This window comes from Marivirga arenosa (assembly GCF_030503875.2).
GTDB lineage: Bacteria > Bacteroidota > Bacteroidia > Cytophagales > Cyclobacteriaceae > Marivirga > Marivirga arenosa.
In genome coordinates, this window is record NZ_CP129968.2 from 1,390,001 (window position 1) to 1,403,612 (window position 13,612).

The following is a 13,612-nucleotide window of genomic DNA, read 5'->3' on the forward strand; positions in this document are numbered from 1 at the left end:
GCAGCGTGGATAGTGGACCTAATCAGACTTCCAAGAAAATCCTCTAAACATATGTATAAGGTACCTGTACCGTAAACCGACACAGGTAGTCAAGGAGAGAATCCTAAGGTGCTCGAGTGATCCGTGGCTAAGGAACTAGGCAAAATGGCCCTGTAACTTCGGGAGAAGGGGCGCCTCGTTAGTGATAACGAGGCCGCAGTGAAGAGGCCCAGGCGACTGTTTAACAAAAACACATGGCTTTGCGAAATCGAAAGATGATGTATAAGGCCTGACACCTGCCCGGTGCTGGAAGGTTAAGGGGGGACGTTAGTACTTCGGTGCGAAGCGTTGAACTGAAGCCCCAGTAAACGGCGGCCGTAACTATAACGGTCCTAAGGTAGCGAAATTCCTTGTCGGGTAAGTTCCGACCTGCACGAATGGTGTAACGATCTGGGCACTGTCTCGGCCACGAGCTCGGTGAAATTGTAGTAGCGGTGAAGATGCCGCTTACCCGCAACGGGACGAAAAGACCCCATGAACCTTTACTATAGCTTCACATTGACATTGGGTAAAATATGTGTAGGATAGGTGGGAGACTTCGAAGCTGTGTCGCCAGGCATGGTGGAGTCGTTGTTGAAATACCACCCTTATTTTATCTGATGCCTAATCCGCCATCTGGCGGAGACATTGTGTGGTGGGTAGTTTGACTGGGGTGGTCGCCTCCAAAAGAGTAACGGAGGCTTTCAAAGGTTCCCTCAGCACGCTTGGTAACCGTGCGCAGAGCGCAATAGCATAAGGGAGCTTGACTGTGAGACCTACAAGTCGATCAGGGTCGAAAGACGGATATAGTGATCCGGTGGTTCCGCATGGAAGGGCCATCGCTCAAAGGATAAAAGGTACTCTGGGGATAACAGGCTGATCTCCCCCAAGAGCTCACATCGACGGGGAGGTTTGGCACCTCGATGTCGGCTCGTCACATCCTGGGGCTGGAGAAGGTCCCAAGGGTTGGGCTGTTCGCCCATTAAAGTGGCACGCGAGCTGGGTTCAGAACGTCGTGAGACAGTTCGGTCTCTATCTGTTGTGGGCGCTAGAAGTTTGAGAGGACCTGATCTTAGTACGAGAGGACCGGATTGGACAAACCGCTGGTGTACCAGTTGTGCCGCCAGGTGCATTGCTGGGTAGCTATGTTTGGAAGAGATAAGCGCTGAAAGCATCTAAGCGCGAAACTCGCCTCAAGATGAGACTTCTTTAAAGGAACCCTATAGATGATGGGGTTGATAGGCTGCAGGTGTAAAGGCAGTAATGTCATAGCCGAGCAGTACTAATTATCCGTAGCTTTCCGTTCAACAGTCTTATGTTTACTTTAGTGCTCTTTCACTAAAACATGTTAACTATTCTTCAAAAGAGAGGAATACTAAAGAAATTACTGATACTACCGTCCCGATCAATCGGGATAGATGATCATAAACCCATTCAAGAGTTTATGGTGACTATAGCGGTGGGGTACACCTCTTCCCATTCCGAACAGAGAAGTTAAGCCCACCAGCGCTGATGGTACTGCCGTAAAAGGTGGGAGAGTAAGTCGTTGCCAACTTTTATTATAAGCCTGATAGCTTTAAAACTATCAGGCTTTTTTTATGCCTGTACTTTTCAGGATAATCTCTTTTTGATACAATTTAGCCATTCGAATCTCATGACATCATGGGTTGGGCTTCTGAATAGGCTGGGTTTAACCACCCTTGCTTTTGCATATAACTTACCTCTAGCATGGGATAGTTAAAGTCTAACACAATCTTACCATATAAGCTATAAAACCCTTTCCCCTTAAAGGGATACTTGGTTGCAACTTCTGGGAAATGTACCGTGTCAAATACATTCTCATTTTTATCATGAAAGGTTGCGAAATACATAGGTTCTCCGTTTTTAGTACTTGTTTTTTTTATTGTTATTAAATAGCCAATCATATGAACATTTTTATGAATCTTCATTTTTAATTCATTTGCATAAGTGTTAGCTGTTTTGTTACTGTTGATTAATATATATGGATTAGATATAGGATATCCTAAAATCAATAATTCATTAAATGCCTTTTCTAGTGGATTAGTATTCATTTCAGGTAGTTTAAATTCAATGGGCTTTTCAGAAGCAAAAAGATCGGTATTATAAGTTTCTTTCTTTTTATGATATAAGGAGTAGGCCTTCCATAATAAATGCTTTTGAGGTTTATTAAAGATGTTAAAGGTTCCAATTTTTATTAGAGCAAACAGCTGTTCTTTTTTAATAGGTATTCTTCTTTTGAAATCTTCCATACTTTTAAAGTTGCCATTAACATTTCTTTCAAGGGATATATTTTCAGCAACTTTTTTCTCTAAATCTTTAATATGAATAAAACCTAGATAGATTTTTTTGCCTTCGATTCTAGTTAAGTAATTGCTTTTATTTATACATGGATTGATGATTTCAGCTCCTGCTTTTCTTGCTTCATGTATATAGAATTCTGTTTTATAAAATCCGCCAAAGTTATTAATAACCCCAACCATAAACTCAATCGGAAAATGCGCTTTTAGAAAGAGACTTTCATAACTTTCCACCGCAAAGCTAGCAGAATGACCTTTTGCAAATGAGAAGCCTGAGAAACTTGATATTTCATACCAAACTCTTTGGATTACTTTTTCATCATACCCTTTTTCACGACAATTCTTAAAATATTGCTTTTCTACTCTTTCAAACTCTTTTCGGGATCTATATTTTCCAGACATACCCCTCCGCAGAATATCTGCTTCACTTAAACTTAATCCTCCAAAATGGTGGGCTACCCGTATTACATCTTCCTGGTATACCATCACTCCATAAGTCTCCTTCATTAGCTCATCCATTATAGGATGTATAGACTCGTAATTGCCATTGCTATGGTGACGTTCAATATAGGTTCTCATCATCCCTGATTGAGCGACTCCTGGCCTTATAATTGAGCTCGCTGCCACTAAAGTGATGTAATCCTCGCATTCTAGTTTAGCTAATAGCATTCTCATCGCAGGAGATTCTACATAAAAACAACCCATTGTTTCACCATTTCTTATTAGGTTCTTAATTGCTGGGTCCTTTTCAAGTATTTTGGTATGAATTTTTCGAGGGTCTACCTTTTTACCTTGATTTTCTTCAACAATTTTAATGGTGTCTTGTATATGTCCTAAGCCTCTCTGACTCAAAATATCAAATTTATAAATACCGATATCTTCAGCACTGTACATATCAAAATGAGATACAGGAAATCCTTTAGGTGGCATTTCTGTTGCGGTATATGTATAGATTGGTTTCTCTGTGATAAGCAGTCCACCTGCATGGATTGATATATTAGCAGGGAATTCTTTCGCTACCATATGCTGAGTATAATGCATGATTTTCTGCATGTATGGATCCTTTCTTCCGTAAGAAGGATTGTCAGCTAGTTTATCAATTTCACTTTTGGGTAAACCAAAAACTTTAGCTAACTCTCGTAGCATCATTCTGTATTTCATGGTAGTATGAGTGCCTAATAAGCAGGTGTGATGAGAATTATGCTTTTCAAACATATATTGAATCACTTCATCTCTATGTTGCCACGAAAAATCTATATCAAAATCAGGAGGAGAGGTACGTGATGGATTAAGAAATCTTTCAAAGTATAGATCTAAATCAATGGGATCTACATTGGTAATACCTAAACAATAAGCAATCATACTATTAGCGCCACTGCCACGCCCAACATGGGGGAAACCTTTTCGCTGAGCAAATTGAATCATATCATAGGTGATAAGGTAGTAGGCTGTAAAATCTTTTTGGCGGATAATTTCCATTTCCCTTTCAAAGCGCTCTGTTAAAACAGCATTTTGTTTACCATATCTATTTTTAAAACCTTTTCGTGCTTCTGATTCAAAGTAATGCCAGTCTTCAATTGCAGAACCTAGTAATGATCGCTTGTTCTTAGATTGATGAAATTCAATTTCAAACTGGCATTCTTCTAAAAGCTGATTGGCCTGAGTAAGCATGAATTCAAATCCATGGTATTGTTGTTTTAAAACATGCTGGGGCTTCATGAATTCATCTGTATTAGCCTGTAACTCTTTATCTAGCCTACTTAATAACTGGTTTTGCTGAATAGCACGCAGTAAACGATGCATATTGTAGCCTGTTTTGTTTTTAAAGGTTACCGGATTCAATGCTAATAATTTCTCTTTCGGGAATTGCCGATGTTTATATCTTAATCGATTCAGATCTGTCGTTTTTACTCCAATAAATTCATTGGTCCTAAGGCTTTCAGGAGCTAAATTCATAGGATATATGACTGCAACATTATCAGTAAATCTTGGTCTACTTTGAATAGGTAAATCATTACGGTTATAGTAAGATAAAAAAGCATTGAGTTCTTCGAAACCATGATTATTTCTAGCGATTCCGATATAGATTAATTTACCCTGCCGATGGAATTCAATACCAGGAACTACTTTCAAAGAATAGTCAGGAAATTCATTTTTAAGATAGCGAAAAACTTCTATGTAGGCAGCTGTACTGTGTATATCCGTTAGTGCAATAGTATGAATATCATTTTCAATACATTCAAATAATAGCTCTTTCGGGGAGAGCGTGCCGTATTTGAAACTAAAGTGTGTATGACAATTAATATACATGACTAATATTTTTAGTAAAATTACTAAAAATATTAGTTTTTAGTCAACTAAAATTAGCTATATCTAAAATAGATTTTTAATTTAATGTTGCATGGTGAACTGTAGACTGATATATTACCCTTAATGGAATTATCTTCAATTATCACCATTTTAGTTATAGTATCAGCCGTAGTACTATTTGCTAAAGAAGCTGTACGCGTTGATTTAGTAGCTATAGGAGTTATGGTGCTTTGGATAGTATTTGACATTTTAAGCCCTGAAGAAAGTTTTAGAGGCTTTGCGAATAGCGCTACACTTACTGTAACTGCCATGTTTATTTTGAGTAGTGCTCTTATCAGGGCGGGTGTTATAAAGTTATTGGCTCCCTTGACTACGCGCTTATTCAATAAATCCTATAGAGGGGCTATTTTAGGAATGAGCACATGGGTAGGGGTATTGTCAGCTTTTATCAATAATACTCCAGTGGTTGCAACTTTTATTCCTATCGTATCAAAGGCAGCAAGAAGGCTAAATTTACATCCCACTAAATTTCTTATCCCACTTTCTTATGGAGCTATTTTAGGTGGTACTTGTACATTAATAGGAACCTCTACTAATCTGTTAGTGGCAGGAATTGCTCAGGATAAAGGTGTAAATGAAATAGGGTTATTTACGATGACTCCCATCGGACTTGTTTTTTTAGCAGTGGGCTTACTGTATTTAATGTTTACTGGAAAGCATTTATTGCCAAAAGAATCCAAATCTGAGCCTTTACAGGATGAAAGTCAGATAAAAACTTTCCTGACAGAAATAAAAATTCAAGACTTACCAGATGATAAACAAGAGGTAAGTATAGAAGAATTATTTAAAGAGAAGGACTTAAGTTTTGAGGTAGAGGAATTGAATAGAGGAGATGAGATTGTTGAAAAACCAGAAATGAGCAAAGTCCTTCAGCCAGATGATATCATGCTCATAAAAGGAGAATTAGAAAAGGTGAAGCAAATAGTGGCGGATCAACATTTATCTATCGTAAAATCGATAACGGATAAGAATTTCCCTAATGAAGAAACCAAAGTGGTAGAAGTAATTGTGATGCCAGGATCGCAGTTGGTAGATAAAAAGCTGGGGAATGTTAGTTTTCTTAAAAATTATCATTCTCACTTGCTGGCTATTAGGCACAGAGGTAAGCGTAAGTTTACAGATATGGAGAATATCCGGTTAAAGATTGGGGATATTTTACTTTTACAAACTAGTAATAGGGGATATGAGCTTTTACAGAAAGCAGAAAGTAATCCTAACGCACCTTTTTTATCAATCCGTGAAAGTGAATTGGATATACCGGATAAAAGAAAGTTGTACATATCAGGTGGAATTCTAGCTCTAGTGATTTTAGCAGCAACTTTTAATATTGTTCCTATTGTTGCTTCTGCCTGGGCGGGTGTGTTTTTGTTAGGTTTGTTTCGGGTGATTAGTATGACTGATGCTTATCGATCTATCGATTGGCAGGTGATTTTTTTGCTATCGGGCTCATTAAGTTTTGGAGCAGCTATGGATAAGAGTGGATTGAATGATTGGCTTGTGTCGAATTTAACTTCTTTTACTGAAAGCCAAATAACTCCTTTTCTTATTATAGCAATGGTGTATCTGTTGACTATGGTTTTTACTGAAATCATGTCAAATAATGCAGCAGCGGCTTTAATGGCACCACTTTCAATGGCTATAGCTCAAGCTTTAGGATTTAATTCACTACCCTTTTTAATTGCAGTTATGATGGCGGGTAGCGCCAGCTTTATGACTCCTATTGGCTACCAAACCAATACAATGGTTTACAGTGCTGGTAATTATCAATTCAAAGATTTCTTTAAGATAGGGGCACCGCTTGGGTTCATGTTTTGGATTATTGCATCATTGCTTATTCCAATATTTTATTCACTTTGATTTAAAAATTAATTTGCTCCAAACCAGTTTTCATCTCTTCGGAGTCTTTTGTCTAATCCAACGGTATTTCCTCTTACGATGCTTTCAAGCCCATGCTTATGGCGAATTTTATCAAGGGCTTGATAGAGTTGGATATACTCTTCAGTATCATCAAAAAGGTTGATTTGATAGTTACCATGTACTAATCCGCTGAGGCGAACCCCAATTAATCTAATCATCATTCTGCGGGTATATAATTGATCAAATAGTTCTTTACCAAACCGAATTAATGATTTATCGCTGGCAGTATAACTTATTCTTTTCTGCTTGCTTTCCGTATCGAAATTACTGTATCGAATTTTGATAGAGATAATGGAAGTCAGGCGGTTCTGGTCACGGAGTTTATGTGCTAACTTCTCAATCATCGCTACCAGTATGGCTTTCATTTGTTTTACGTCCATACTATCATCATGAAAAGTACTTTCAGTAGAGATCGATTTTTGTTCGGTATAGGGCGTAATAGGGGTATTGTCAATGCCTTGCGCTCTCTGCCACATCAAAATACCATTTTTACCGAAGGTATGTTCCATTAATTGTCTAGGAATTTGGCGGAGTGTTTCTACTCTTTTTACTCCCATAGATCGTAAAAGCTCAGATGTTTTTTTTCCGATCATAGGGATTTTACCAACAGGCATAGGATCTAAAAACTCTATTTCCGTACCAGGAAGTATTTGTTTAGTATTATTAGGTTTGGCTTCTCCTGTAGCTACTTTTGATACCATCTTATTTTGAGATAAGCCCATACTAATAGGGAGGCCACTTTCTTTAATAATTTTCTTCCTTAGTTCTTTTCCCCATTGGTAGCACCCGAAATATTTATCCATTCCACTTACATCCAAATAGAATTCATCTACAGAAGCTTTTTCAAAAATGGGAGATTCACTTTTTATAATCTCTGTTATCATTTTAGAGTAATAACTGTAATTCTGCATATCTCCTGGAATTACGATTGCTTCAGGGCAAAGCTGTAGGGCTGATTTCATGGGCATGGCAGAGTGCACCCCATGTACTCTGGTTTCATAACTACAAGCCGCTACCACACCTCTATGGCCACCTCCCACTATAACAGGCCTACCATTTAAACTTGAGTCCAATAGTCGTTCTACAGACACAAAGAAGGTATCCATATCTAAATGAATGATAGATCTTGTAGTATTTTCTTTCATAAAACTAAAATAATTAGCTTTTATTTGCCTTTTATTGGATTTAATACTAAATTTATTATCAAAATTACTAAAATAAATAGTAATTAGAGTTAAAAAGTTCAGAGCTTTTAAAAAAATAAGTTAATGGATGTAAAAATTAAGCTATCGAGTAAGCGCCTTAATTCTGGAAGGTGTCAGGTTCATTTTCACGTAAAGTCTAAAGCTGGTGAGAGTAGTTGGTATGGTTATACCTTGGCTGATCCACATGATACTTTAAGTGAAGTGGTAGATAGGATTAGGGGTAGATTTAGCAGTGCAGAAGATAAAATTTCTTTACATCAAAAAGTATTGTATCATTTGAATGATGCTTATCGTGAGCATGATAATTTGATGATTTTTAAAGCTTCTTAAATTACGAAACGAAATAATATAGAAATAAGTAGAAATACAGTCTTGAATCTTGTTATTTTACCTTTTACTAGATGCTTGATAAAACTACTTGTTACTAGATAAAAAAATGAGCTTGATTAATAACAACATAAAATATCTTCGGAAGGAAAAAGGTTGGACGCAGCAAGAATTAGCAGATGAACTAGGGGTGAAACGGCCTCAAATAGGATCTTATGAAGAGGGTAGGGCTGATCCAAGAATTCAGACTTTAATGAAGTTATCAGATTTATTTAATGTATCAGTTGATGATCTGATAGGGAAAGATTTATCTCGCCCTTTAAGTGTTGCTCGAAAGCCTACAAAGATTTTAGCCATTACAGTAGATAGTCAAGAGCGGGAAAATATTGAATTAGTGCCTCAGAAAGCTTCAGCAGGTTATACTAATGGCTATGCGGATCCTGAATATCTACAAGAATTACCACGCTTTCAATTACCTAATTTACCTACCAATAGTACTTATCGTGCTTTTGAAATTAGTGGAGACTCTATGCTGCCATTGGAACCAGGTACCATCATTATTGGGGAATATGTTGAAAGTGCTCAAGATATCCGAAATGGCAAAACATATATAATAGTTAGTGAGCAGGAAGGAGTAGTTTACAAGAGAGTTTTTAATTATTCTGATGAAAAGGGAGTACTTTTTATGGTGTCAGATAATACAGTTTACTCACCTTACGAAATTCCTGTTGAAAGTGTAATGGAAATATGGGAAGCTAAAGCTTTTATCAGCACTAAATTTCCAGATGTGAAGCACAATGCAGAACAGTCAATGAGTCTTCGAGAACTTACCAATATTGTATTGGAGATTAAGGATGAGGTAACTAAGCTGAAGAAGTGAATTGAAGTTCGCTATATTTTATAATATGTTCAGGTGATAATTAAATATTTTAATTATTTCTACCTGTGACTTAAATTAATTTTCTTTTTTAAGCTTTATAAACTTGAAATAAATCAAGGGTACGAAATACAAAGCGGTAAATGTGCCTATGGTAAGTCCACCCATCACAGCCAACACAAGAGGTTTTTGAAGTTCAGCACCTAAGCCACCAGATAATAACACTGGACTTAATGCTAAAAGGGTAGTGATGGAGGTCATCAGAATAGGTTTAAGTCTAATTATTCCAGCAGAGAAGATAGCTTCATACATACCTTCTTTATCCTTTTTCTCAAGAGCTTTGACATTTCGATTCATGGTATCTACTTTAAGGATTGCATCATTCACCATAATCCCAAGCATCACCACCATTCCAATTGCTGACATAATATTTATGCTGCTACCGCCTATCCAAAGCACTATTACAGAGCCCATGATACCGAATGGCAGGGTGAAGATGACGATCAGAGGTTGCCAGAAGCTTTCAAACTGAGCTGACAGAATAAAATAAAGCAATACGACTGAGATGAGAAGGATGAAAGCCAGCTCATTTAGATTTTCCTTATCTGAGAAATAACGACCCGATACTTTCTGAATTAAAGCATTCTCAGTGGCCCATTCATTGATACCTGACAGGAGCTGAGCAGCTTCATTTTCCACATCATCTTCTGTTAGGCTAACAGAGAAGTAAGTGCCGGAAACATCTGCAGTAATTTTCTTCAATCGGGTTCCCCAGTCATAGCTAACAAAGTTTTTCAGTTCATAAGTTTTTCCTTCTGCATTCTTCACTTTCGCAATTGACAGTAAATCCTCAAAAGCTTTCTGATTTGTTTCCAGCATTACCGGGGTAATGATGGCGAACTGCTTTAGTTCAGATATTTTATAATTTCCCAATACCCTTTGCAGCTGACTGATGATTTGCTCGGGACTTATGCCATATTTCAGGAGCTCTTGCTGTTTAATATTCATAATCATGCTGCTTTCTTCCTGCAGGGAAGGGCCGGGCTCAAAATCCTTTATTGGGAAAGTTTTGAGCTTTTGCTTTACTGCTGCAGGATCCGCTTCTTTGAGATTAGGATCCTGCCACTGAACTCTGAAAAAGGGTTCTTCACTGGCGAAAAGCATATCGAAGGCATTTTTTGCATTCTTTCTCTCGAAGCTTACACGAGGATAAGATCTTTTTAGTCTTTCTTCTAACAAATCTAGTTGGGTCTCTTTGGCCTCTTCTGACTCAAACTCTAGGTAAATTAAACTCTGTTGTAATTCTGCATTTTCAAGACTCAATAAATACTGAGGTATACCCGCATCCGTTTCGCTGTATTTAAGTGCTGAATTGACCTCATCGATCAGATTCTGAGCCCTTCTTGCATTTTCAGCTACATCAATGGGTTCATTCCAGTTTATATCCAAAACTGCATCAGTTCGGGTAATGGCAGGCAGACCTTTTTGTTCCAAATTCCAGAAGGCGACTAATCCGATTGGGATAATAAGGACAATGATCAGAAAACTGATCGACTTATTTTTGAAAGTCCAATGGTGCGAACGTTCGAAACCCCTCATTATACTTTTGAAGAATCGACTATCTTCCTTTTTGAAATTAGCTTTATTTTCAAAGAAAAGGCGATATAACAGAGGCAGTAATACAAATGACACTCCAAGTGATACGGAAAGAATGATACCTACCGAGACCGCTTGGTCAAAAAAGAGAACTCCGCTGACCCCACTTAAAAATATTAAAGGAACAAAAACCGCCAGGGTAGTCAAAACGGAACTGATAAGAGCCCCTTGAACTTCGCTGACCCCAGCCACACAGGCATCGATCAAACTGAGGCCTTCCATTCTTTTTCTGCTGATATTTTCAAGTACGATAATGGCATTATCAATCAACATACCCAGCCCAAGTGCCAGGCCGCTTAAAGAGATGATGTTGATGCTAAGGCCAAATATTTCAAAAAACAGAAAGGACAAGATAAGAGAAAGCGGTAAACTAATTCCCATAATAACAGGTAAGCGAAAAGAGCCCATGAAGAGAAAGAGCACCACAAAAGCAAAAATACCCCCGAACAATAAACTTCCTTGTAAATTATTAATGCCTGCTTTCAAAAAAACGGATTGATCCTGAGTAATGGAGATATCAAGACTTGGATAATCCCTCTTGAATTGTTCTATCGATTTCTCTATTTCAGGCATGAGTTCCGTCATGACAGCTTGAGGCTGCTTATGAATATTCATTACAATGCCTCGGTTCTGATTAAAAAAGTGAAATCCGAAAACCTTTCCTTCCGCAGTTTTTACGGTAGCTAACTGCTTGATGGGTAGATATTTGTTTTCACTGATCTTAACTGGAATTTCCTGTATGTCTTCTGCATTATTAAGTCTACTTGCCATTCGCATATAATACTGATACTGGCCATCTTTAACTTCTACACCTCCAAGCTCTTGATTGGCTGACTTAATGGCTTCAGAAATAGAGGAGATTTCAATTCCTGCTCTTTCAAGAGCTGCTAAATCAGGGATGATTTTAATTTCTTCATTTACGATCCCATTTAAGTCTACAATTGAGATTCCTTCTATCTGCTCTATTCTTTTTTTAATCACATTTTCAGCCAGACGAGAACTTTCGATCATATTATCTCCATCTTTCGGGATTAGCTGGAGCTTGGCTATGGGGATGTCAGTATAATTTACGCGAATGACACGGGGCCTAGACATATCAGCTGGAAATTGATCTGTCAATCGATCGATCTTTTCATTGACCTCTACAAAAGCCAAATCCATTCTCTGGCCGTAATTAAATCGCAATCGAATCAAACCGTTTTCGCTGGAGGCAGTAGACTGCAGATCGTCTAAACCTTGCATGGTGGCAAGTGACTCTCGCATCGGTTTTAGAATATTGTTTTCGATTGCTTCAGGCGAAGCATTGGCATAATCAATTCGTATGGCCATCTCAGGCACATCAATATCGGGCAGCAAAGAAACAGGTCGGTTAAGCCAGGCTAGAACGCTTAAGCAAATAAGCGCAACAAAGGTCATAATGACCGCAATGGGTCTTTCGATAAAGTATCGCGTCATTATTCTTTGGCGTTTTGAATACTGATAGGAGCATCGTGCGCTAACTGCAGATTATTATTGGTAATGACCAACATACCTTCCTCCAGGCCGTCTGTGATTTCCACCATCTCTCCATTGTCAAATCCAAATTCCACATAATTCCATTTGGCTAACCCCCCCTCAATAGAAAAGACGACTGGTTTTCCCGATCGTAGAACTAAGCTGCTTTTAGGAACCTGCAGTCTGTCGCCTTTTGGTATTCTCACCTCAACTTCAACATTCATTCCAGGCCAGAGAGAGTGCTGGCCTTTTACCAAGATCTGCACCTGCACCAATCCGTTTTCATCTACCTTTGGGTTGACTGTAAATACTTCTCCAGAAAAAGTAGCATTCATTGCAGCATTAGTGATTTCTGCAGGCATTCCTGTCTTGAGATTTAATGCTTCACTTTCGAGAAGGAAAAGCTCCACCATCAAACGATGATTAAATTCTGATAAGAGTTCATCACCGGCCACTACATTTTTCCCGGTAAAGGCTTGTACATCGTAAAGAGTTCCACTGAAGGGAGCGCGTATGATCGTTTTCTCCAAGGCAATTTGAGCTTTCTTGAGTTGAATGCTACTTTCTTGTAAGCCGCTGGCAATTTTAAGTTTCTGATACAGGCTGTCCTCTTCGGGCTTCGCCTGAGCGAGCAATTTAGGAAAACCGATCAGGCTGTTTTCAAATTCCAGCTTATTCTTTTCGTAGTTGTTTTCCGCAGACTGCAACTGCAGCAATGCCTCTCTCTGATCTAAGCGAATCAATTCTTGGCCTGCCGAAACCTTTTGACCAGATTGAATATTTGCTTTTGTAATATTACCATTAGTTTCTGCTAATATCTTTACATCCTTATAAGCCTTTACTTTTCCCGAGCTTTGAATGTGGAGATAAAAGGGGGCTTTCAGGGCAGTATCCATCATGACCATTGTATTGGGGGCAGTATTATTTATACCTTGAAGAGCCGTTTCCTCAGTCGTTTCTTTTTCTTTCTCACATGAGAGTAGGGGAAAGGCAAGTAGCAGAAAGCTTAGTATTCTTGGCATATAGATTTTGGTTTACGCTTAAAACTAGTATATTAGGAGGTTACTTTCAAAAGAAAGATAAAGAGATTGAAAACAAATTGTTTTTAGATTTAAAATATTGCAAATCTAGAGTAGACTTTTTAATGATAAAATTATACTGAGCGTTATAAATATTTCTATGTTTTGGCATTGAGAATGGCCAGGCAAGAATCTTTAACCAAGTGATTAAACTTTTACAAATATATTATTTTATAGCTTTGAAATATAGGAGTTATGAAGGTTGTTTAATTTTTGAAACTAAGATTGTAATAATTGAAGAATTATATAATGTATCAAATATATTCTTTGTTTTAAAGAATAACCCATGTAATAAGTTTTGCATTTACATTTTTTTTTTTTTTGATTTAAGGTATCAACTCAGTTAAACTA

At 37.8% G+C, this 13,612-nt stretch carries 7 protein-coding genes and 2 rRNA genes (1 of these 9 only partly in view); 5 read left to right on the forward strand and 4 right to left on the reverse strand.

The window, feature by feature from the left end:
* Both QYS47_RS06030 and rrf read left to right on the forward strand, forming a co-directional pair.
* Positions 1-1,323: ribosomal RNA gene (locus QYS47_RS06030) — 23S ribosomal RNA — on the forward strand (it extends 1,567 nt beyond the left edge of the window).
* A 138-nt stretch (positions 1,324-1,461) separates the two neighbouring features.
* Positions 1,462-1,573: ribosomal RNA gene (gene rrf / locus QYS47_RS06035) — 5S ribosomal RNA — on the forward strand.
* Between the two features lie 97 nt (positions 1,574-1,670).
* Here rrf and dnaE read toward each other — a convergent pair.
* Positions 1,671-4,646, reverse strand: a complete 2,976-nt coding sequence (gene dnaE, locus QYS47_RS06040) for a DNA polymerase III subunit alpha (protein WP_322348045.1) — start codon at positions 4,644-4,646, stop codon at positions 1,671-1,673.
* 123 nt (positions 4,647-4,769) lie between these two features.
* On the opposite strand from dnaE, the gene QYS47_RS06045 reads away from it, so the two are divergent.
* On the forward strand, positions 4,770-6,563 hold the full coding sequence (locus tag QYS47_RS06045; protein ID WP_322348046.1) for an SLC13 family permease: 1,794 nt from the start codon (positions 4,770-4,772) through the stop codon (positions 6,561-6,563).
* Positions 6,564-6,571: 8 nt separating this feature from the next.
* Here the strand turns inward: QYS47_RS06045 and dinB are convergent, their stop codons facing one another.
* Entirely contained in the window at positions 6,572-7,768 is a 1,197-nt protein-coding gene (gene dinB / locus QYS47_RS06050; RefSeq protein ID WP_322348047.1) for a DNA polymerase IV, read from the reverse strand.
* Between the two features lie 123 nt (positions 7,769-7,891).
* Here dinB and QYS47_RS06055 point away from each other — a divergent pair, with 123 nt between their 5' ends.
* Positions 7,892-8,158, forward strand: coding sequence for a hypothetical protein (locus QYS47_RS06055; RefSeq protein WP_302127277.1), 267 nt, complete (start codon positions 7,892-7,894; stop codon positions 8,156-8,158).
* Between the two features lie 106 nt (positions 8,159-8,264).
* Positions 8,265-9,035, forward strand: coding sequence for a LexA family transcriptional regulator (locus QYS47_RS06060; protein WP_308357361.1), 771 nt, complete (start codon positions 8,265-8,267; stop codon positions 9,033-9,035).
* Between the two features lie 75 nt (positions 9,036-9,110).
* On the opposite strand, the gene QYS47_RS06065 is transcribed toward QYS47_RS06060, so the two are convergent.
* Positions 9,111-12,143 (reverse strand): efflux RND transporter permease subunit, encoded by a 3,033-nt coding sequence (locus tag QYS47_RS06065; RefSeq protein WP_322348048.1) that lies wholly within the window; start codon positions 12,141-12,143, stop codon positions 9,111-9,113.
* On the reverse strand, positions 12,143-13,204 hold the full coding sequence (locus tag QYS47_RS06070; RefSeq protein WP_322348049.1) for an efflux RND transporter periplasmic adaptor subunit: 1,062 nt from the start codon (positions 13,202-13,204) through the stop codon (positions 12,143-12,145). The genes QYS47_RS06065 and QYS47_RS06070 overlap by 1 nt, the downstream gene beginning before the upstream one ends.
* Positions 13,205-13,612: the final 408 nt, after the last annotated feature.